The sequence below is a fragment of the Martelella sp. HB161492 genome, from assembly GCF_013184775.1.
In the GTDB taxonomy this organism is placed as follows: Bacteria; Pseudomonadota; Alphaproteobacteria; order Rhizobiales; family Rhizobiaceae; genus Martelella.
The window spans coordinates 74,350-95,992 of sequence record NZ_JAATVV010000016.1 but is presented as its reverse complement, the minus strand read 5'-3'; the positions used below and the strand labels follow the sequence as shown (position 1 = coordinate 95,992).

Below are 21,643 nucleotides of genomic sequence, written 5' to 3'. Positions count from 1 at the left end.
CGACAAGACCGCAAGGCCGGGGCGCGCAATCTGCCCCGGCCTTTCCTGTCCAGGCAATCGCCGCAGGGATGCGCCAGTCAGCGTTTCGCGGGGTCTGGCAGGCCATCTGGAGACGCGCAGTCAGCGGCTGAAACCTTGCTGAAACGATAGAGCATCGTCAGATCGCCACCGAGCTTTGAATTTGACAAGGGGCGCAACGGCCTGAGGCTGAGATCCAGCGGCACATCATTGAAGAGGCTGAGATAGGCTTCGAGAAAGGCAATCTCGAATTTCTGCTGGTTCACAAGCCCGCGCGGCAGCGACTGCCGGTCACCGGTGATCTGCTCGACGCTTGCGGGATCGTCGATCCCGGCCAGAGCGAATTCGACCCCCTTGCGAAGCCGGGCCATATGGTCGGCGCTGTCCATGCGGCCAGCCTGGCACAGAAGCAGACGTGACACGGTCAGCGGTGCCAGGGCGTGAAGCTGGTAATGAAGCGCATATTTGCCGCGCCGCATCTCCACCGGCAGACTGCCATCATCGGACTGGGTATCGAGGATCTGGCTCTGGCTATCCGCGCTCCAGTCGAGAAATCCGGGCTCATCCAGTATAAGTCCGACTTCCGTTACGGCGAAGGCGGCCCAGGCCCGCAGATTGGAAACCCGCGCAAGCGGCGGTGCATCATCATTCCAGTAACGGATCATGGCGCTGGCATTTGTCCGGAGCCAGGCCCCGATTGCCTGTTTCTCGTCCTGGCGGCCGGGGACAAGCGACATCACCTGCCGGTAGGCGGCGGCGATGCCGCCTAGCCGCGACGGGTAGGTCATTTCAGCGTTGGCGCTGTCCAGCTCGCTGAATGCGCCGGCACTGGCCCAGGCATAAACCGCATCGATGACGCATCCGGCATTGTCCGCGGCCACGTCCGGGTTGATCACTGCGGCATTGCTCAGTTCAGCAAGCTGGCGCACGAAATTGTCGGCGTCCTCAAGCGCTTTCGTGACTGCCGCATCGGCCTCGGCATTCAGATCGGAGCGGTCCTGGCTGTCGGCCTCGTAGCGGCTGCCATAATCGAGCCTGACCGTGGGGTCTGGAAAGACCGGGCAGCCCTGGCTTTCAGGCCCCGAAGCGTCCGGCGCCGGCGCGGAAGGCAGCTCTGACGCAGGTTGCCATTGGGCCTGCGCCTGAGGCGCGATGCTCACGGTCATCGCCATTGCCGTCGCCGAGATCGTCAGGAAAAAGGCCGCGGATGCTTTGTGACCCATTGATCTTTCGTCTGTTTCACTGGTGCTTCATCAGCTGAAGGCGTTGCTGGGCATCTTTATCACCTGCTTTTGCGGCGGCCTGCAACCATTTTGTCGCTGCGTCTCTGGAAACATCGGTGCCAATGCCGAAGGCATAGGCGTCAGCCAGCAGCGACATGGCTTTGATGTCATTGGCTTCTGCGGCACGCTTGAGCCAGGCGGTCGACTGGAACAGCTCATAAGGCGTTGCATTCGGCCGGCGCAGCATCAGCCCCAGTTCGCGCATGGCGTCGGGATTGCCGGCATCGGCAGCATTCTGGTAGGCGCGCTGAAGATCGAAACGCGCCAGAACCGCCGCCTGAACCGCTTTCGGAGCCTTTTTCAGCCGGCTGGCAACACTGTAGAGCCGGTCGGCAGTAGCGCCATTGAGAAGCGCCAGATAGATCTTTTGCTCGAGGGCGGCATCGTAAAAGCCGTCGCCTTGCGAGAACCAGTCCAGCAGCCGGTAGGCCGCCGGCTGGTAGCCCGCGTCATAGGCACGCTTGTAAAGCGCGAAGGCCTCGGACCGGGACTGTTCCGAACCAAGCGCGAACAGGATGTCAGCATTGTGAAGATCCTGCCAGGGTTCGCCGGAGCTCAGCTCGACGGCCACCTTGGCAAGGTGTTCCGCCTCCTGGCGATAACCGCGATCAAGCGCGAAATGGGCCATCCGGTCCACGGCGGCATAGGTGCAGGGCATGGTGCCGAAGGCCTTCAGGAAAAGAGCGCGGGATTTCGCCCGGTCCGTCGTCTGGCTGGCGGCAAAAAGAATGGCGGCATAGTCGCCGGAATTCGACAGCGCGCTGAGAACCGTCGCAGACGGTTGATATCCGCTGCCCTGTTGCGCTTTCAGAGCGGCATCGAGCCGCCAGAGATCGTCGCCCTGAACCTGTCCGCCCAGATTCGTAAACAGCGCTTCAATCTCGGCCAGGCTGCTCTTTTCCGGGTTGAGAAGATAATAATGCGCCAGTGCCTGCGCCGCCTGAACATCGCCGCCTGCCGCCTGGTTGCGCAGCGTCTTTATCGCATTGTCATCCAGGTCATCGAGCGGGGCAGGGTTGCCTGTGTCCGTCTGGCCGGCCTTCATCGTCCCGGCCTGCCGCTGCCAGGCCGACAGGATCAGGCTCTGATCTTTCGGCCTGAGACGCGTTTGCCGGGCAATTTCAGCATGGATGGCATCGGCATTACCGGAAAGTGCTGCTGATTGCAGTACGGCAAGGTCAAGCGGTCCGCCCGTCTTACCGATTTCGGCAAGCTGGTCCCCATCGAGATCGGCGGCGCCGTAGCGGCTGCCTTCCGCTCTCCAGAACCGTGCAAGATCAATATCGGGGTCATCGGGTGCGAGACATAGCTGCGCCCGCCAGAGGGCGTCAAAGGCCGCCTTTTTGCCCTTGTCCATGGCGAGCGGGTAGAGCAGATCCAGTGCCTGAGCGTAGGCGGCAGGATCCTCCGGCGTCGTGAGATTAAGACGGGCGAGCTCAAGCGTTGCATCATCGTCGCCGCGCTCCCGTGCCTGGTTGAACAGTGACGAGGCTTGGCTGCGCCCGACAAAGGGACCCTCGTCCTCGAGGATCATCCGCCCAAGCCGCAGGAAGGCCCACCCGGGCGCATCCTTGGACTGGGTGAGAGCGACAAGCTGTTTGCGCAGCAGAGCCCGGCTTTCGCCGGATGTCAGCCCCTGCTGATCTCTCAGCTGGATCGCGGCGATCGCCGCTTCCGTATTGCCCTCGGCAGCAAGATCATCGTAGATCTTCAGCGCCGCCGCCGGATCAGCAGGCAGCAATGCACCGGCGACATAGGCCTTTGCGAGCGCGAAGCGGGCGGCAACGACGCCGCTGTCCGCCGCCTGCAACAGATATCGCAGCAGCAGACCATTATCCTTCTGGATGAACTGGCTTTCCAGATGATACTGGGCAACGCGCCAGGCAGCGTCACCATCCCCCATCTCGGCGGCAAACCGGTACCATGCCTCGGCATAGGGGTAATTCTGCTGCACGATCTCGCCCTGCTCATAGGTCCGCGCAATCCGCTTGGCACGATCGCAGATCTGCGGATCAGCCTTGCCCAGCATGGCGCCGAAGCCAAGCAGAAATGCCGCCTGCGGCTCAAGTGCCCAGCCCGGCGGCGGAGACCCCGTCGCCGAACGCGACGCAAGATCGAGAACCGCATTGCCGTTGCCGCCATAGGCAGCCTGTATCTTGTAGTCTAGGCCCTTTTGCTGATCGGCTGCCACTGCAATACCGTTCAGGTAGAGATCACCCAGCAGGTTCAGAACGCCGGGCGAACGCTTGAGATCCGGTGCCTGCAGCTGCGAGATCAGGTCCGTCGCTTCAAGATCGGCGATCCGGCCGGCGGCGATATAGAGATTGACCATATCGAGCAGATAGCTTGCTGAACTGTAGCTGCTATCAATGCGCAGTCGCAGATCGGCACCCTGCTTGATGATCTCGAAAAAGCCGGCCGCATCGATTGCCCGCAGCCGCGCCAGATCGCGATCCATATCCTCGACCCGCACGCCGGACGGCAGCCGCTTGCCGTCGAAAACGGACCATTCGCGCTGAATGAGATCATCGGAGCGCCAGGGCGCGCATACCTTGCCCGGCAGCGTGTCGGGTGGCAGGAAGTCGACCGCCGGCGGCGGCGCCTTATCGGCTGCCGTGCCTGCTGCCGTGACGTCTGCCATGTCCGCTCCAATTGCCCGCACCGGAAATGCAGCCATGCAGAGGATCGTCGCAAGGGCGATGTATCGTTTGCCTTTCACCATTGGGATCTCCTGCCGATCATTGGGTTCGCACAGCTGGCGGGGTGCAGAGGAAGAGCTGAAGCGGCGCATCGGCTTTTCCGTCCGGCACGACTGAGAGATCGAGAAGGCCTTCGGAAGAAAGCGGGCGCAACGGCACGAAGAAGTCGCCATTGGCCGCGAGCTGGCCGTCGGCGCTGATCCGCAGATGCCGTTCCTTGCCCTTGCTGTCCGTTGTTCTGAGATCGATATGATCGACCATGCTCTGGCTGGCCGCGTCTGCGCTCATCGTATCGTCGACCGTGCTGATCATCAGCACGGATGCGCCAGGATTGGCCACTTTGCGCATATCGACGCTCAGCCCCGGTGCGCCGGAGGGCATGCCCGCGGCGGGAAGTGGCTGGCACTCGCTTCCGGCTGCTGCAAGTAGAATGCTCCAGCCGATCGCCTGCAGGCCGGATCGCGCGCTGGCGACAGGGGCCTCCCAGACCAGAAAGGCGGGCGGGTCCGAGCGGAAGGCCTGCGATTTCACATACTGGATCATCGCGGCAAGCGGATCATCGCCAGCCACGGCATAGGACGCTGTCTGCAATGCACTGAATTCTTCGAAAAAGCCGGTGAAAGGGGAGAATTCAGGCCGGGAAAACTGTGTGCCGATCAGAGCGGCGGGCGCGGCGTCCTGATCACCGGCAGTGCTTCCTTCGACTGGTCTGGTTTGAAAGACATGGCCTGTCACCGGCGGAAGGTTCTTCACGCAAAAGGCCTGCAGCGCCTTGCGCATCGGCGAAGGCCGCAGCACCGGGCCATACATCAATGTTTCAAATGTCGTATGGTCGGCGGCGCCATAGCCCGGAAGCGCCATCACGGCATTTGCCACCGCCTTGGCAGCAATGCGCGCGCCGTGATCGCTCCAGTATTCGGCGCTGCGATAAAAGGCGGGCGCCTCGGTTCCTGCCGCGCTTAACGGCGTCAGCAGATCAACAGCGGTAACATCGGCCGTCCGGAGCTGGCTGATGAAATCATCATAGAGTTGCCGCGATGCATCGGCCTCGAAGCCGAGGGCGAAAGCGCTGTCCGGCAGCATTGCCGACATGACCTGCCCCTTGGAAGGCACCGGAACATAAACAAGCGTCGTGCCTCTGGCCGCCAGCTGTCGCGACAGGGTGGCAATATTGCTGACCATCGGCTGACCGCCGATCAGCGGCATGCGGATGTCATCATCGACGGAAAAGAAGAAGCCGTCCTTGCCCTCAACAGCCTTCGGACTGGCAAGCGTTTCAAGACTGCTGCAACCGTAATCCGATGTCGTTGCCTCTTCAGCGTCAGCGGAGGCAATGCCAGTGACGAGCAGCAGGCAGGCAAGGGCAAGTTTTCGCATCGTCCGACGTTCCATTCACATGTTTCCTGCCTGTAGCATGACCCGACCGGAGCGAAACGAGCGCCGGAAAGGGCATGCGGCAAATGGGACCTGAAGCACCGATCTGATCACATCAGATCGGTGCTTCAGGGTCTGAGGTCTGAATAGGCGCGCAGCAGATTTTGCGCGGCGGCCCTGGTTCCCGGTTCCTGGCTGCGCGAAGCGACCAGAAGATAATAGCGCATCAGCGCAAGCTCGACCGCATCCGGCGTCCCGCTTGCGGCAATGTTGACGGCAAGCTGAAGCGCTTCAGAAGAATCGAAGCGGTTCAGCCTGTTTGATTTGAGCAGCGCTTCAGCGTCGTCCGGCCTGGCACCAAACGGGCGGCCGAGCTGGTAGAGCGAGACAAGCGCCAGTATCGCATCCGGCGATCCGGCATGTGCCTGCCGCAGAAGAGCTGTTTCGATAAAGCTGAGCTGACCTGATTTGTAGGACACTCCAGGCGTGGCAAGGATCGTCGTCAGCGGCTTGATGGCATAGGCCCGGCCATTCAGGGCCGCTACGGCGTAATAATAGGCTGCCTCGCCTCTCACCGCCGCTTCGCCGGATGAGGCAAGCCTTTCGGCAAGTGCAAAGGCTGCCAGACTGTCGCCGTGATCGGCGAGCAGACGAAGCTCAGCCGATGAGACGTTCTGATGCGCACCGAGCCGTTTGCGGATGTCTCTGAGTGCTGGGTTGCTGTAGGGATTTGCAACCTTGATCATCAGTGATGACGCAGCATCGGCATGGCCGGCGGGCGCCGTCGCGGAGAGTGCGATCGCCAGAGCAAGTATCAGCAGCGGCCAGTTGCGTCTTCTCACTGTCCTGCTCCCTGTTGGCGGCATTGGCTGAGCTTGACCAGCGAAAACCCGTCAAATGGCTGCGCGCCGGCCGGGCTTATGCTGCCCTTGTCGGATGACGAGACGGCGAATGGTCCGGTGGATTTTTGCGCGGCAAGAAAACGCGGCATCTCTGCCGAAAGCGCGCCCGAGAACAGAATCGGGGACTGACCGGTAAAGTCATTCCCGACCAGCCTCAGCGTGCCGAACCGGTCAGCGCGGATACCCGCCCCATTTGCAGAGATCTGATTGCGCGCAATTTCGGTCGGCTGTTCGGAGGGCAGGCTGTTTGCAATCGTCAGACCATTGCCACCATTGCCAGAAAGACGATTGTCGGTGATCGCGACGTCGAAACTCTTGGTCAGCGCCGCTCCGTCCGTTCGGTTGGCGACACTGGCATTGCCGGTTATGTCAACACAGGCGCCACCATCCATGGCAAGTCCGGCGCCGTCATTGGACAGAAAGACGTTGCTTTCAAGCGTGCTCAGCATGAAATCGTCGCCGGCGAGGAGGCCGGAATGACCGTTGCGGGTGAGCAGATTATGGTTGAGGCGGATATCGGCGCTCTCGATCAGCCGCAGGCCATGGCTTTGCGAGCGGTCAATGACATTGCCGGCGATGGTGCCGCCGGAGAGGTTGATCGCAAACAGGCCGACGCCGCGGGCATGTTCGATCAGATTGCCGCTGATATCAAACCGGGTGAGCCCCCGCAATTCCAGCGAGATCAGATCATCGAACCGGTTGCCGCTGAGATGGGCTTCGGTTGGAACGGGATAGAAGCGGTTCGAAACGAAGCTGACGCCGCGCAAAGATGGCCGCTCGCCGAAGCCAAGGCCTGCAAACCGGCTGTCGGTCGCAAAGACCCGGCCACCCTTGACGCTCAGAATGAAGGGACGAAATTCCGCCTCGGCATTTTGATCATCCGAGGCCGTCACGGTCGCCTGGTTCACGACAAGTGTTCCGGTGTTTATCAGGAAGGCACCGTTTTTCGTCGACATGTCGAGCGTTTCGCCGGGATTGATCACAAGGGCCGCATCTGCGGCGATGACGATCGGCAGCATGACGTGAAAATGGCCGGCCGGGTTTTCGACAATGGCGGTGCCACTGGCCAATGAAAGCTGCGTCAGAAGTGCGGGGAGTGAATAAGTGCCACCGTTCAGCATGATCGCCATGCCGCCGTTGCGCTTTGTTACCGCCGCAAGCGCTGCACCCGCATCATATCCGGTCTGGAGCGCAATGTCCGAGAGCGTCGGCTGAACAGGCATGAGCGATGCGTCTGCGGCCGGTCCGGACGGCAGATCCGGCAGTGCTGCCCTTTGCGGCGGATCGCGCCTGATTGCCGTCGTTTCAGGCAGAAGGCTTGCAGCCAGCGCAATCGCCCCTTCAGCGCCATTCGGCGAACCGGTATCCAGATACTGGCCAATCGCATCGACCCTGGCCTGGAGCGCCTCGGCCTTTTCCATGTCAAAGGCAAAGGCACGCCCCGTTGCGACCGCTTCAGCAAGCAGCACGACCACAATCATCCAGGGGAGCCGGTCGCGGCTCACGATCCCGAAGTCCCGGCCGCCGCCGGCGTGCCTGTCGCGGCATCGCCAGCCTGGCCAGCGGTGCTTGCGCCGGTCCTGTCGCCGGTGAGCTTGCCAAGCATAGAGAGCAAGCGGGCATAGCTCTTGTCGATCACCTCGACCGGCAGCGTGCTGCCAACGCCGGCGGCCCGCAGGACGCCCTTGTCTGCGCTGAAGGTTGCGGCACTCTCGGCCTGAGACGAGCCGGCAATCGGCGTTGCCGACACAAGATGGAGGTCAATCTTGTCGCCATCGGGCAAGAGGGCGACGGCGCGGCCGCCAAACATCAGCTTCTTCGTCAGGGCGGACGGCATGGTCGCCTTCAGCACGGGCTCATCATCACCTTTCTCGACATAGGCGATCACTTCACCCGGCAGAACCGTCGCGCCACTGGCGCCATACTGGGTCACGAAGACTGCGCAATCACAGGGATTGGTGAAATTCAGCGCCTCTCCGCGCACGGATTGCAGCGAGAACACGACATCGCCCTGTGCCGCCTGATCATTGACATAGACGATCTGCCCCGCCTCCGGCGCCCGCAGCGGCAGACCGACCGGCTCGACCGAAGCCAGCGAGGGAACCTGGTGGACGAAGACACGCTTTTGCAGCGTATAGCCCACCAGTGCCAGCAGGCCGATCGTGGCAAGCGTGACAAAGGCGACGCCGGATATGCGGCGTATCAGCATAGCCGCCGTTTTCGGCTCGCCGGCCTTGCCTGCCTGCGATGGCGCGGCTTTCTCGCCCCGCACCCTGAGCAGTTCGTCGATCACCACGAGATCGCCGGCCAGATAGGAGTTCAGCAGATAGCGCAGATGCGGAAGATGCGGCCCGGTGGGATTGAGAAACGTAATCCTGTAGGAGCCGGAGCGGTCGAATTCACGCGCAATCAGCACATCTGCGGGAAGATTGAAGCTGTACCCCTGGAACAGGAAGGTAAAGGTTGCGATCAGGTTGCGATCCACGGCCTCCGGCGGCAGGTGCCCGCTGACAATGGCGTTGACAAGCGAGAGGCCGACGCCCTTGAGTTCATGGCCATTCACCATCACCGTAAACGGCATCCAGATTGGCGGATGTTCGGTCTCGTAATTGCTGCGGACCCGCGCGGAGGCGATATGGGATGCTGTTTCCTGTGCTGCAGTGCTGTCGAGCATTTGATCGTTCCTCTCGGCCCTAAACGAATTTCACGAGCCAGAATACGCCCATGACCATCCAGCCGACGGCGAGCGCGTTGAGATACATTGATAGGGTCTCTCCTGCCCAGACGGACCTTGGCCCGGCCTTGGAAGCGCCGGCCGATTGCTGGCGGGTCCATTTCTGGCGGTCGAGGCGGAAGAGGACGTAAATCTTGACCGATGCGCCAACGATCTGCCCGAAATAGAGCAGGAACGGATAGGTCACCGGAAATGGGCCGCGTCGGTACAAAGAGAGAATGAAGCAGTACAGGTAGCGCGTTGCCATGATCCAGGCGATGTAGAAACTCAGGAAAAGCGGATTGATGACCAGGGCCGCCATCGCCATGCCTGTCGGGCCGGCGACCGTCGTCCACATCGAGATGCGCTGATCCAGAATCGAAAGCCAGGTGAACCAGCCGATCCGCCACGGCGGCAATTTCAGCGCCCTGCCATTTGTGCGCATCGTATTGCCGAACCAGCGGCGCATCAGGGTGATGGCGGAATCAAGAAAGGTATCGCGCGGTTGTGTTTCGATCGAGACCGGAGCGACATCCGGCAGATAGGTCATCTTGTAACCGTTTTTGAGAAGCCAGAACCAGGTGGATTTGTCATCGCCGGTCAGAAAGGCAAGCTGTCCGAAACGCCAATGGTTGATACTGTCGTGCTGGACCATCTCGATGAAGGAAGGCTCTGTCGCCAGATTGGCGCGAAATGCCGAAAGCCGCCCGGTCAATGTCAGCACACGGCCACCAAGCGCAAGCGATGACATCATGACCTGACGCTGGGTGAAGCGGAGGGCGAACCAGTCGCGGAACCAGCGGCTGCCCGTCGCCTCGGACCGTTCATCGGTCGTCAGGGCACCGATCTGCGGATCAGTGAAGAAGGGGGCGCATTTGCCGACGACATCGGCCGGCACACAGGTATCGCCGTCAACCAGGAAGACCAGATCGTGACGCGTCGGCGCCTGCTGCCTGATCTTGCGCAGCCCCTGAGCCAGAGCATCACGCTTGCCGGTGCCATGGGCATGTTCGAAGATCAGCTGGACGCGGCTCCGGTCGATGTGAGAGGCCGAAAAGATGGCCTTGAGCAGCCGGATATCGCTCGGGTCGACGATCACGGCGACGACCGTGGCGCCGCCCTCCGACTGTGACGCTGCCAGGAAAAGGGCTCTGTAGGCGCGCAGCGTGACTTCAGCATCGATTTTGTAGGAGGTGATCAGGAAGAAGGCATGTGCCTTGTTCCGGCGCTGGTTGTAGAGCCGCTCCGAAACCCGGCGAAGCCGGGGAAAATCGATGCGCAGATAGAGCGCGGAGCGGATGAAAATGGTCATCATCCATGTGTAGCGCCAGATGCCGATTGCGCCGATCGCCAGGATCAGACCTGACGGCGCATCATGCGCCTCACGCGAAACCGCGAAGGTCAGCAACAGGCATAGGAGCAAATACAAAACATGAAACAACGATGTTTTCCCACATTCAAGACCCGAGCAACACGCAAAAAGACAGCGCTATCACAGCATATAAAAACGAAAACAAGGGCAAGTCGATTTCGGTTGCTGTTCCGTCGAATGACACGAAATCAATAAAATCATTTTTGCGCAATGAAAAGTCCGAAAGACCGTTTCTTTTTAGTTGATTCCGGCCTGTTGCGGTCCAGAACCAGACGGCGACGGCTTTAGTCTGACGACATATCGCCGCTCGTTCATCGCTGGAGCGTGTTCCTCATGCGAGCGCCAGATCGGCTTTCGCGCCGGCGCATGCAGCCGTCGTCACGCCCAGCCAAAGGGCGGGCCCTGCTCGCGGAACCGGTCAAATCGTTCGATCGCTTTCAGCGACCGGCCATCATCGATCGCAGCAAGGTCGAGAATGACAGTGTTGGCGATCGTCATGGGAACGACAAGCGACTGCGATTGGCCGAGTGCACCGCGCGAGACGATAATATGGTGTTCGGGTAGGGGGGTGAACCGGCCGCCGGCAAGGTCCGTTATGGCGAGCGTCGTCGCACCGCGCTCGGCAGCAACGGCGCGGATATCATGCATCAGCGATGGCGGGCTGCGGAAGGCAAACAGCCACAGCACGTCCCTGTCCGACATCATCATCAGCGTTTCGCGCATCAGGTTCGGTGTCGCGGTCAGGTCGGACGCTTCGTAGCCGGAGCGGTTGAGACGCAGGTTGATCAGATGCGCGAGCGCGCCGAAATGCCCGGTTCCGACAACAAAGATGCGCCGGGATCCGCGCAGGGCTTGCGAAAACGCCCGGATCTGCGTGTCGGTGACGACGGCGCGGGCATTTTGCAGGGCAGCGATTTCACTGTCGATGACGGAAGAGACCAGCGCACCGTCATCGGCCCGCAGCAGTCGGGCTGCCACGCGCGCCGCGCCATTGGTGAAATCCTCGCCCTCATTGGCAAGACTGGTCTGCAGAAAGGTGCGAAATTCCGGGTAGCCCTCGAAGCCGAGCCGTTTTGCCAGCCTGACAGCCGATGAGGGATGCAGCCCCGCGCGGCTGGAGACTTCCTTTCCGTTCTCGAGCGCTGCGCGCAGCGGGTTCTGCATCAACACGTCGAGGAGACGGGTATCAGCATCGGTAAGCCGTTCGGCATTGCGTGAGATGAGATCGCTGAGATGCTGGGGCGTTTCGTCCGTCTTGTCCATGTCTTACCAGTTGTGGGTTTCAGGCGTTGCCATCGTGCGGCGTTCGCCCGTTTCACGATCAAAGAAATAGGCGGCCTTCATATCACAGGCAATCCAGCACTGATCAGGATTTGCGGGCAGCGCACTGCGATGTGCAGTGAGCGTAACCCGGCCGGCGGGCGTCTCGCAATGGAGCACAACGTCGGATCCGGTCATTTCGCTCAAGGTCACGCGGGCGGGAAGGGCGGTGCCTTTGGGGCGGTCGTCCAAGATCGTGAGCGCATCGGCGCGCAGACCCACCGTCAGCCGCGCAGGGATGTTCGTGCCCGGCAGTTCGGCTGCATCGAGGAAATTCATCTCGGGCGCGCCGATGAAGGAGGCGACGAAGTGGTTGGCCGGCCGGTCGTAGATCGCCTCGGGCGTATCGAACTGCTGCAGATGGCCGCCTTTCATCACGGCGATCCTGTCTGCCAGCGAAAGCGCCTCCGTCTGGTCATGGGTGACATAGATGATGGTGGCGCCAAGCGCGCGGTGCAGTTCCTTGATTTCCCGGCGCATGACGATCCTGAGCGCATTGTCGAGATTGGACAGCGGCTCATCCATCAAAAAGGTGGACGTCTCCCGTGCGATCGCCCGGCCCATGGCGACGCGCTGGCGCTGGCCCCCGGAAAGCGCCGCCGGCTTGCGGTCAAGATAGGCCTCAAGCTGCAGGGTTCGGGCGACCTCTTCTGCTCTCTGGTTGCGTTGTTTCTTCGGCATGCCGCGCAGTTCCAGTCCGAAGGCGATGTTTTCACGCACGCTCATATGCGGGTAGAGTGCATAATTCTGGAAGATCATCGCAATGTCGCGGTCCTGCGGCGCGACGTTGTTGCAGAGCCTGCCATCGATCAGAATGTCGCCGTCCCGGCAGGTTTCGAGACCTGCGATCAGCCGCAGAAGCGTCGACTTGCCGCAGCCGGACGGTCCGACAATTACAATGAATTCGCCGGGTTCGATATCCATTGAAACGCCATGCAGCACTTTTGGTCCCTGATCATAGGACTTCTGGATGTTTTTCAGTGTGATCCGGCTCATAGCGAGGTCTCCTCTGCGCGAACCCTGTCGCGGATCGCGACGGCCAGTGACGGGCGATCCGTTGTAAAAACCTTGACGCCGAGATCGAGCGCCTTGCCGATCTGGCTTGCGGTGTGGGCGGCCCAGCAGCCGAAGGCGAGGCCGTTTTCTTCTGCCATCATTTTCATCCCGGCATCGGCGCAATCGATATGAACGCCGATCTCGGCGATGCCGCGCAGCCGCGCGAGGTCGATGACGCCGCGGGCACCGAGCTGTGTCAGAACCGCGGGACTGACGAGCCAGAGCGCGGGACGGTCGGTTGCCGCCGCGATGTCACGCATCGTGTCGAGCAGGAAAGAGGAAAAGGTGGTGGTGGTAAGACGCTGGTGTTCGGCAAGCACGGCGACGACCGCCGGCACGAAACCGGCATAGGGTTGCCCGTGCTGTCCGGGCTTGATCTCGCAGCGAAAGGCGACCGGGCTGTCCGCGAAAATGGCGCATAATTCCTCGACATAAAGCGGATGGCGAAAACCGGATCCGGCATGATCGACGATGGCCGCACGAACCGCCGCTGCATTCAGATCGGCAATGGCCCCGCTCCGATCGGTTGTCCGGTCAAGCGTTGCGTCATGATGGACGAAGATCCGGCCATCGGCGCTCGGATGCAGGTCGAACTCAACCTCATCAACGGCCATGGCGGCCGTTGCGGCGAAGCCGGCAAAGGTACTGTCGCCGAATTCCAGGGTTCCGCCGCGGTGGGATGCAATGCGTGTCACAGTGTTTTTTCCAGTCATGTTCTTGATTATTTCACAGCGCCCATGGTGATGCCGCGCACCAGATGGCGCTCGACAAGCACGAAGCCTGCAATCACGGGCAGCATGGAGATTGTTGATGCGGCCATGACCAATGGCCAGTCGATCAGTCCCTCGCCGGGATTGACGCGGTAGAGCCGGGCGAGACCGACCTGCAGGGTGTAGAGGTCCTGGCGGCTGGTGGCGACCAGCGGCCAGATATAATTGTTCCACTCGGTGATGAAGATATAGAGACCCATGGAGAAGATGGCCGGCCGGGCGATCGGCACGATCACGCGCCAGAGCACTTTCAGCGGCGAGGCGCCGTCCATATAGGCCGCCTCATCCAGTGCCCTGGGGATGCCGCGTATATATTGCCTGAGGAAAAACGCGGCAAAGCCGTTGGAGATTGCCGGCAGGATCAGGCCTGCATAGCTGTCCAGCAGTCCGGCATTGGCGAGTGTCAGATAGTTCGGGATCAGGCTGATATGGCTCGGGATCATCAGTGTCGCGACGGTTGCGGCAAACAGAAAGTTGCTGCCGAAAAAGCGATAACGGGCAAAGGCATAGGCGGCCATGGTGGCAAAGGCCGTGCCGATCACGGTCACCGCACCCGAGACAATCAGGCTGTTGATCAGGTAGCGGGCGAAATTATACTGGCCGATGGCGACGGCATAATTGCCGATCGTGAAGTCCGTGGTCCCTGTATAATAGGCGTTTGACGTCTGGAACGACATCCAGATCGAGTAGAGCACCGGCGACAGGAACAAAAGCCCGGCGACAAGCGCCATAGCTGCGATGAGCGGATTGTCAGGCTTCATAGTGAACCCTCCGGCCGAGAATACGCGACTTGATGACGGCAAGCGCCACCAGCAGGATGAAGAGCAGCACCGCAAGCGCCGAGCCCTGTCCGATATCGAACAGCGTGAAGCCGATCTGGTAGAGCCGATTGACGAGGAGATCGGTGGCACCGGCCGGTCCGCCCTCGGTCATCACATCGACAAGGGTGAACACCTGAAAGGCCTCGATCACCGAAATCACCAGCAGGAAATAGGTGGTCGGCATGACCAGCGGAAAGGTGACGCGCCGGAATATGTGACGCTTCCTGCCGCCATCAACGGCTGCGGCATCATAGAGTTCCTGCGGGATGGCCTGCAGCCCGGCGATATAGATGACGATGTCATAGCCCAGCTGCTTCCAGGTATTGATGAAGATCAGCACGCCGAGCGCCAGATCGGGGCTCTGCATCCAGTGCACCTTGTCAACGCCGACAAGCGCCAGCAACCCGTTCATCATGCCGAAATCGGTCGAGAAAACCCATGAGAACACCACGGCGATCGACACGGTCGAGGTGACCGAAGGCAGAAACAGTGCCCCGCGCAATATCCGCCGGGCAAAGGTCTCGCGCGACAGCGCCGCAGCAATCAGCAGCGCCAGCGCCAGCCGGATCGGCACGGAGACGAAGGCGAAGATGGCGGTGACCTTCAGCGAATTCCAGAATTCATGCGAGCGGAACAGGATCCGGTAATTGTCAAACCCGACAAAGGGCTTGTCGGGCGACATGAAGTCCCATTGCCTGAAACTCAGATCAATACTGGTGATGATCGGAATATAGGTGAACACCGCGATGAAGATCATCAGCGGCAGAACGAAGATATAGGGTGTCAGCTTGCGCGGCATCGGCGATGCTTTCTGTGCGGCCGCTCTTTCAGAAACGGCATGCTCATAGATGGCCGGTCCGCAGGCGCAACAGCGCCGTGCGGACCCTGCCATGTCGGTCCGGGTCTCAATTGGAGAGACGGCGGGCTTCTTCACGGGTGCGCTCGGCAAAATCGCTCAGCGCCGTATCGGCGTCCTTGGTCCCGAGTGCGATGGCCTGCCAGACATCATATTCATTGGCGCGCATCCAGGTGACGACCGGCGGGCGCGGCCTGCCACGGGCGAAATCGAGCTGGTTGATAGCGACGTTGATGCCGTCCTCATTGGCGAGCGCCGCGGCGGCGCGGGGTTCTGCTGCCGTCTTCTTGTTGATCGGCATATAGCCGGTGCCTGCGAACCAGATCGCGTTCGATTGCGGCGAGGCGGCGAAGGAGATGAACTTGTAAGCCGCATCCTTCACGGCCGGATCTGCGGAGGCGAGAATGCCGATGCCAGCGCCGCCGATCGGAACCGCACAGACCTTGTTGCAGGGCATGGGCAGAACCTCGACATTGTCGCCGAGCGCTTTCTTGACGTCGCCATAATCGCCGGTCGAATTCATCATCATGCCGGCATGACCGGAAAGGAAGAACTGCTTGTCGGAGGCTTCGTCCGTCACGCCGTCGGGGGAGGCGACCTTGTCCTTGATCAGCGACGACATCCATTCATAGGCTTCAACCGTGTTCGGGCTGTCGATCAGAACGTCACCGGTCTTGGAATCGATCAGGTCGCTGTCATTCGACATGATCAGGCCCCAGCGTGCAAATTGACCGGGCGATGTCATGCCCATCACGCCGTCACCGCCAAGTGTCTCGGTAATCCGGGTCGCGGCGGCCTTGATCTCGTCGAATGTCTTGAGCGGCGGGATTTCGCTATAGCCCGCTTTGGCGAAGATATCCTTGTTGACGTAGAGCACCGGCGTCGAGGAATTGAACGGGATGATGTAGTTCTTGCCCTGATAGACGCCGACCTCGCGGGCAAAGCCGAACAGGTCACTGGAGAGGCTGTCACTGGCGAGCCTGCCGGACAGATCATCGAGCACGCCGCGATCGGCAAACAGGCCGTAACGGGTCACTTCCATGATCACCGCATCGGGTGCACGATGGGCCGGAATGGCAGCCTGCAGCTTGGCGACGATATCATTATAGTTGCCGATATACTGGGCATCGATATGGATGTCCGGATTGGCCGCTTCGAAATTGGAAATGATTTCCGAAAGCGCGACCCCGTTCGACTTACCATCGGCGAAGCTATGCCAGAATTCGACAGTGGTGTCTGCGGCAAAGGCGACGGACGAGACGAAAGAGATGGCCCCTGCCAGGGCGAATGCTGAGAGTTTCAACATCAAAATGTCCTTCCTGCAACGAAAATTGCATTGTGCGTGCCACATGCAATTATCGTCGCAAGACGACAAAGCGTTAAACGAATGATGAAGAGTTGATGACGGCGACAGCCCGCGCCTATACCGCTCCGGTGTCAGACAAGCGGCGCCCTGAGGCCGCTGTTTATCCGCGCATCAGGCGCCGGTCGCCAGCCGGTGCTTTTCTTCCTGAAGCAGCACCAGCGACGCATGGCGGCTGCGCTCGGCATCACCTGCCATGATGGCGTCGTAGATCGCCCGATGCTCGTTGAGACACATGCCGCCTTCCTCGGACGAGTGGTTGAAGAAATTGGCATAGACCGAGCGGAGGATATTCCCGAACGGGATGAAAAACAGGTTTCCGCTCGACTGGAAAATCAGGCTGTGGAACCGCAGGTCGACCTCCTGCCATGCGGCCTGATCGAAGTCTTTCGACACCGCAACCATGCCCTGAAAGGCTTCGGAAATGGCAATCCGCTGACTGGCCGTGGCATTGACCGCCGCAAGCGCGCAGGCTTCCGGCTCGATGGAGCGGCGCAGCCCGAGAAATTGCGTCAGCAGAACGGCAGGATCGGCCGACGCCGTCATCCATTCCAGGATTTGCGGATCGAGCACGTTCCAATGGGTGCGCGGCATGACCCGCGTTCCGGTTTTCGGACGGGACTCCAGCAGCCCTTTCGAGGCCAGAAGCTTGGTCGCCTCGCGGATCGTCGTGCGGCTGATGCCCATCTGCTCGCACAGGGTCATCTCGCTGGGAATAGCTTCATTCTCGGCAATGTCTCCGGACAGGATCCTGGCGGCAATCGCAGCGGCAACCTGCATGTTCAGGCCACGTTTGGAGCTTTCGATCGTCTTGAAGCTTGTCGCCATCCGGTCCGGTTCCTGTTTCTGCCCGAAATCGGGGCGCTCTATTCAGCGCCTGCAGGGCGACGGGAAGCCGCCTGACAAACGCGCGCCCTGAAGATGTTCATTAATCATACAAAAGCACTTTAGTGGCATCATATGCGCTGAAGCACGCCATGGTGCAAGTCCGTTCCGGAGCGAAGCGCCATCGCCCGGCGCTGAAGAATGGCGCCGGGCGATGGCTATTTCAGGGTCAGTTGGCCTGATATTGCCGTTGATAGGCTTCCTGCATGACGGCGAGCACCTGCTGCATGCCCATGCTGTCCAGTTGCGCCAGATAGCCATCCCATTCCGCATCGACATCGGCTGAGCCGAGCAGCCAGGCCTGCTGTTTTTCCAGCATCAGGTCGAGAATCGGCGGCCAGTATTTGTCGTAGACGGCCTGTTCTTCCGGGTTCAGCGACACGCCGGGGAAAAGGTCGATCAGATAGTCGCCCTGATCATAGAGGGCAATGCCATCAAGCGCGGCCTGATTGGTCCATTGCCGCTCCTGCTCATAGTCGCGCGGATAGCCGCGTGTCTGCAGCGATGCGCCGATCGCATACATCTGCGCGTTGACCGGCTCGCCGCTGCCGAGCACCTCTGGCTTGAGCCTGGGCTTGCCATCAACCATGTCCCACTGCTTGCCCTCGACGCCGTAATTGACGAGGTTCTTGCCAACCGGTGAGAACCAGAAATCGAAATATTTCATCGTTTCTTCCGGGTGCGTATTGGTGTAGCCCATCGCCCAGCCGTCAGGGCGGACAGGGCTGCGGCGGGTCTCCTCCATCCGCACGCCCGAGACCGAGGCCGGTGGCGGAAAGGCGCGGAAATCAAAGCCTTCGACCTTGTCACCGATGGAATCATTATAGCCGGCAGTCGAGGCAAACCAGTCATGGGTCATGCCGCCGAGATTTTCCGACAGAAGATATTCGCGTGACGAGGCACCGCGGGTGAAGATTTCCGGATCGATCAGGCCTTCCTGATACCACTGGGCGAGATTGCTGATCCCGAGATGATAGCCCTCGCCGATGAAACCGTGGCGCACCTGCCCGTCATCCACATAGAAATCATAATAGGTATCCGACCCTGATGTCCGCCCGTCCCACAATGTCACAAGCCGCGGAAACTCCTGCCAGGCGCGATTGAAATAGGGAATCTCGTCCTTCAGGCCGTTGCCGTTGGGATCGTCGTTGCGGAAAGCGAGCAGGACCTGATGCAGTTCCTCGACATTTTGCGGCACGTCGAGGCCGAGCTTGTCCAGCCAGTCATAGCGGATGAAAAAGCCCATCGTATATTTTCCGTCCGGCATATCGGGAATGAAATAGATATTGCCGTCAGATGAGGTGATGGCCGAGCGGATACTCGGATTCTGGTCGAGCACAGCCTTGATATGCGGCGCATATTGGTCGATCAGGTCGTTCAGCGGCTGAAATGCGCCTTCCGGTCCATATTTGTTGACGACATCCTTGATGCCCATCATGCCGACAATATCGGGGATCTTGCCCGATGCCATCAGCAGGTTCAGCGCCTCGTTGGAATCGTCGGAATTGGATCCGACGGTCGCATTTTTCAGGCAGATATTGGTGAGCCGGCAGGCCTCCACCTCGACCGGCCAGCTTTCGTCATAGCGCGGATAGCGCTTGTGATGCATGTGGATCGTCAGCGCAAGCGGGCTTGCAACGATCGGCAGCGCCATGCCTTCCTGCGGTGCTGTCTCATCGGCCAGCGCCGGAACGGCGGCAGCGAACGTGGCGAGCATGGTGGATATCAAAAGTCGTTTGCGCATATGGTCCTCCCTTGGTCATGCGAAACGAGAAACCCCAGAAACCTCCCCCGGGGGCTGCCCTCATGGGCCACCCGGAGCACGGGCCCCGGGCGATGCTTGATCTGTCGATGCTGTTCAGGCGCGCGCCTTCTTCTTCACCACAACGCGGAAGCTGTTTTCATCGGCATCGGTGAAATAGAGGTCGCAGTCATAGCCCTGGTCATCGATGAAGGAGAAAACCCGTCTGGGCTCGGCCGCCGGATAGGGCACGATCAGCGTGGCGATCCGGTGTCGGTCGGCACGCGGGAACGTGGCCCGCAAATGGGTTGAAACGGGCAGGCCCTTGATCTCCTCCGGATCGACATCGGCATAGCCTGTCACCTGGCTGAGCGTCGGCTCGCCAGCTTCGGAAAACAGGAACTTGCCATAAAAACCAGCCTTTTCGCCCGAATAGCGGAAGGTGTCCTTGCCCAGATCGAAGGGCGCGTTGGCATGCAGCAGGAAATCGACTTCGACCGGCTCATCGGCATCAATCACGTCAACGATGACGAAATAGCTGCTGCGGACGAAATAGACCTCACGCTCGACGCGGGTCACCTCCGGAGACAGCGAGCGATAGGCTGCCGTGGCATTGCCGCGCATATAGATATGGTCATCATGCTCGCAGACCGTCTCGATATTGCCGGTTGCCTGGATCGTCCGGGCCTTGTCACGATCGGCATATTGTCCCTTGCCATTGATGAGGATGGCGTTTTTCGAACGCGTCTGGCGCCGCCACTGCCGGTGCATCGTGCTGTTGAACGCGACATAATAGCCCGACTGGATCGCCAGATCCTCCCCGAAGGCCGACATGCAGAAGGCATTCTGATCGCCATGGCTGTGGCTGATCGATCCGAAGGGCGAGGACTTGAAGATGAAGCTGATATGCTCGTCCGGCGTCCCCATCTTGTGCTGGATCGCCGCCCAGCCAATGCCGCGGAACCAGCGCAGCCTGTCCGTGTCCGCCGGCGGTGCGCCCTTTATGATGGGAAAGTCATGGCGGTAGCACATTTCATCGAAATTCAGATCCCACCAGCCGTAATTGTAGAACTCCATCTCGGTCCCGGCATCATTGGCCCGGACCGTGTCGTAATACCACTGATAGGCAGGATTGCCGGTGACACCGGCATATTGGCGAAGGTTGTAGCCGACCTTGAGACTGGGCAAGGCACCCATGGTGCTGTCATCGCCAAAGGTTCCGCGTCTTAAGTCAGGGGCTTTGGTGTAGAGCGGAAAATCGCCGGTCTTCTGGAAAAAGGGCCGCTGATAGAGATCGATGCCGGCGAATTTCTTCAAGAGATTGGCGGCATCGATCAGATAGGCCATGCCGGTCATCCAGTAATGCGGCCCCTCGGCCCAGCCGCCCTCATCATCGCCCCAGGGCGAATAGACGGTGAACAGGAATTCGATGGCATAATCGAGCCAGCCGCGCGCCTCTTCGGCTTCGTCGAGAAGCGCGATGGCCGCCGGCACCAGCACGGCAGAGACGGCGCGCACGGCGTGGCTGTCATAGGGGAAGAGGTGAATATTGGCGTGTTTGATGATGTGATCGGCAACCTCACGGGTGCGCAGCAGCAACGCCGAACGCACTGCCTCGCGCTCATCATCATCAAGCTGGTCGTGGAGCCAGTCATAGCCCCAGGCAAGCGCCAGCGTCACGCGGAAGGCCCATTCATCGGTATAGGCGCGTGAGGTCGTGCCCGAAGGATCCCAGCCGGCAATGGCCAGCAGCCAGGTCTTTGCCCGTGCGAGCAGCGTCTCGTCTTCCAGCACCCGGCCGGCGATCGCCATATGGCGGATGGCATAGATCAGCTCCTGGCAGCGGATATAGGTCTCGCGCCAGATATCGGCCGTGCGGGTGTCGTTGGGATAAGGTTGCGGCTCGGCCATGACCGCCCGGTCGCGCCAGGGTTTGACGCTGTGCTCGAAGAAGCGGCCCCATGCGCAATAGTCCGGATCATCGGCCAGGCGCGTGCGAAAGGCGGCAATTTCGTCCGGCGACAGCCAGAGCCGGGGATGCGCCATATTGGCGCCGGCATAGCGCGTGTCGCGCCCGGCAAGCGGCACGTCCGGCAGGCCCTCTTCGAGGACAAAGCTGCGCACCGAGCTCCAGTTCGTCGCTGCCTGCTTGTGTACCGGATCCCATACGGCATAGGACCAGTAATACTGCCCCGGCGCGAAGTGCCGGTCCGGTGTCAGGAAGTTGAGCGGCAGATCGGCGAAGACCTCTGTCGCGGTCTCAGCAAAGGCCGGATCGGTGGACACCCGGAGCACATAGCGTGCCTCCTCCTCGATCACCGGCAGCCAGGTGAAGCGCGGCGGATTTTCGGTGATGCGGCGGTCATTGACAGGGGCGTATTGGATGTTCAGCCGGCCCGCGCGCGGCTCGTCGAGAAGCGTTTGCTGTGATGGTTTGGGTGTCGAAGTCATCGACGCAGTTCCTTGTTGC

General features: G+C 60.7%; 16 protein-coding genes. All 16 read right to left on the bottom strand.

Annotation, left to right across the window (positions count from 1 at the left end):
* Positions 1-77: 77 nt before the first annotated feature.
* The 16 genes from HCK86_RS21660 to HCK86_RS21585 all read right to left on the bottom strand — a co-directional run bounded on the left by HCK86_RS21660 (position 78) and on the right by HCK86_RS21585 (position 21,624).
* Positions 78-1,241: an alginate lyase family protein gene (locus tag HCK86_RS21660; protein ID WP_176086574.1), complete on the bottom strand. Its 1,164-nt coding sequence runs from the start codon at positions 1,239-1,241 to the stop codon at positions 78-80.
* A 16-nt stretch (positions 1,242-1,257) separates the two neighbouring features.
* Positions 1,258-4,023, bottom strand: coding sequence for an SEL1-like repeat protein (locus HCK86_RS21655; protein WP_176086573.1), 2,766 nt, complete (start codon positions 4,021-4,023; stop codon positions 1,258-1,260).
* A 16-nt stretch (positions 4,024-4,039) separates the two neighbouring features.
* Complete coding sequence (locus HCK86_RS21650) at positions 4,040-5,392, bottom strand: hypothetical protein (protein ID WP_176086572.1); 1,353 nt, start codon at positions 5,390-5,392, stop codon at positions 4,040-4,042.
* A gap of 110 nt (positions 5,393-5,502) precedes the next feature.
* On the bottom strand, positions 5,503-6,216 hold the full coding sequence (locus HCK86_RS21645; RefSeq protein WP_176086571.1) for a hypothetical protein: 714 nt from the start codon (positions 6,214-6,216) through the stop codon (positions 5,503-5,505).
* Positions 6,213-7,781: a right-handed parallel beta-helix repeat-containing protein gene (locus tag HCK86_RS21640; protein WP_176086570.1), complete on the bottom strand. Its 1,569-nt coding sequence runs from the start codon at positions 7,779-7,781 to the stop codon at positions 6,213-6,215. Before HCK86_RS21640 ends, HCK86_RS21645 begins: the two co-directional genes overlap by 4 nt.
* Positions 7,778-8,950, bottom strand: a complete 1,173-nt coding sequence (locus HCK86_RS21635) for a hypothetical protein (RefSeq protein WP_176086569.1) — start codon at positions 8,948-8,950, stop codon at positions 7,778-7,780. Before HCK86_RS21635 ends, HCK86_RS21640 begins: the two co-directional genes overlap by 4 nt.
* A gap of 19 nt (positions 8,951-8,969) precedes the next feature.
* A complete protein-coding gene (locus HCK86_RS21630; protein WP_246739724.1) occupies positions 8,970-10,430 on the bottom strand; it encodes a glycosyltransferase in 1,461 nt (486 codons plus the stop codon).
* A gap of 309 nt (positions 10,431-10,739) precedes the next feature.
* Positions 10,740-11,624, bottom strand: coding sequence for a MurR/RpiR family transcriptional regulator (locus HCK86_RS21625; RefSeq protein ID WP_176086568.1), 885 nt, complete (start codon positions 11,622-11,624; stop codon positions 10,740-10,742).
* Positions 11,625-11,627: 3 nt separating this feature from the next.
* On the bottom strand, positions 11,628-12,677 hold the full coding sequence (locus HCK86_RS21620; RefSeq protein ID WP_176086567.1) for an ATP-binding cassette domain-containing protein: 1,050 nt from the start codon (positions 12,675-12,677) through the stop codon (positions 11,628-11,630).
* A complete protein-coding gene (locus tag HCK86_RS21615) occupies positions 12,674-13,432 on the bottom strand; it encodes a glycerophosphodiester phosphodiesterase family protein (protein ID WP_348641112.1) in 759 nt (252 codons plus the stop codon). Before HCK86_RS21615 ends, HCK86_RS21620 begins: the two co-directional genes overlap by 4 nt.
* 26 nt (positions 13,433-13,458) lie before the next feature.
* Positions 13,459-14,268, bottom strand: a complete 810-nt coding sequence (locus tag HCK86_RS21610) for a carbohydrate ABC transporter permease (protein ID WP_176086565.1) — start codon at positions 14,266-14,268, stop codon at positions 13,459-13,461.
* Entirely contained in the window at positions 14,258-15,127 is an 870-nt protein-coding gene (locus HCK86_RS21605) for a sugar ABC transporter permease (protein ID WP_176086564.1), read from the bottom strand. The genes HCK86_RS21610 and HCK86_RS21605 overlap by 11 nt, the downstream gene beginning before the upstream one ends.
* Positions 15,128-15,233: 106 nt before the next feature.
* A complete protein-coding gene (locus HCK86_RS21600; RefSeq protein ID WP_176086563.1) occupies positions 15,234-16,490 on the bottom strand; it encodes an ABC transporter substrate-binding protein in 1,257 nt (418 codons plus the stop codon).
* Positions 16,491-16,661: 171 nt separating this feature from the next.
* A complete protein-coding gene (locus HCK86_RS21595; RefSeq protein WP_176086562.1) occupies positions 16,662-17,375 on the bottom strand; it encodes a FadR/GntR family transcriptional regulator in 714 nt (237 codons plus the stop codon).
* Positions 17,376-17,601: 226 nt separating this feature from the next.
* Complete coding sequence (locus tag HCK86_RS21590; RefSeq protein WP_210259999.1) at positions 17,602-19,176, bottom strand: extracellular solute-binding protein; 1,575 nt, start codon at positions 19,174-19,176, stop codon at positions 17,602-17,604.
* Positions 19,177-19,290: 114 nt separating this feature from the next.
* Positions 19,291-21,624, bottom strand: coding sequence for a DUF4962 domain-containing protein (locus tag HCK86_RS21585; RefSeq protein ID WP_176086561.1), 2,334 nt, complete (start codon positions 21,622-21,624; stop codon positions 19,291-19,293).
* Positions 21,625-21,643 lie beyond the last annotated feature (19 nt).

Excerpts from the sequence above, each read along its gene's own strand:
- HCK86_RS21660 (WP_176086574.1), bottom strand. The coding sequence starts at position 1,241 with ATGGGTCACAAAGCATCCGCGGCCTTTTTCCTGACGATCTCGGCGACG.
- HCK86_RS21655 (WP_176086573.1), bottom strand. The coding sequence starts at position 4,023 with ATGGTGAAAGGCAAACGATACATCGCCCTTGCGACGATCCTCTGCATG.
- HCK86_RS21650 (WP_176086572.1), bottom strand. The coding sequence starts at position 5,392 with ATGGAACGTCGGACGATGCGAAAACTTGCCCTTGCCTGCCTGCTGCTC.
- HCK86_RS21635 (WP_176086569.1), bottom strand. The coding sequence starts at position 8,950 with ATGCTCGACAGCACTGCAGCACAGGAAACAGCATCCCATATCGCCTCC.
- HCK86_RS21625 (WP_176086568.1), bottom strand. The coding sequence starts at position 11,624 with ATGGACAAGACGGACGAAACGCCCCAGCATCTCAGCGATCTCATCTCA.
- HCK86_RS21620 (WP_176086567.1), bottom strand. The coding sequence starts at position 12,677 with ATGAGCCGGATCACACTGAAAAACATCCAGAAGTCCTATGATCAGGGA.
- HCK86_RS21610 (WP_176086565.1), bottom strand. The coding sequence starts at position 14,268 with ATGAAGCCTGACAATCCGCTCATCGCAGCTATGGCGCTTGTCGCCGGG.
- HCK86_RS21605 (WP_176086564.1), bottom strand. The coding sequence starts at position 15,127 with ATGCCGCGCAAGCTGACACCCTATATCTTCGTTCTGCCGCTGATGATC.
- HCK86_RS21600 (WP_176086563.1), bottom strand. The coding sequence starts at position 16,490 with ATGTTGAAACTCTCAGCATTCGCCCTGGCAGGGGCCATCTCTTTCGTC.
- HCK86_RS21595 (WP_176086562.1), bottom strand. The coding sequence starts at position 17,375 with ATGGCGACAAGCTTCAAGACGATCGAAAGCTCCAAACGTGGCCTGAAC.
- HCK86_RS21590 (WP_210259999.1), bottom strand. The coding sequence starts at position 19,176 with ATGCGCAAACGACTTTTGATATCCACCATGCTCGCCACGTTCGCTGCC.
- HCK86_RS21585 (WP_176086561.1), bottom strand. The coding sequence starts at position 21,624 with ATGACTTCGACACCCAAACCATCACAGCAAACGCTTCTCGACGAGCCG.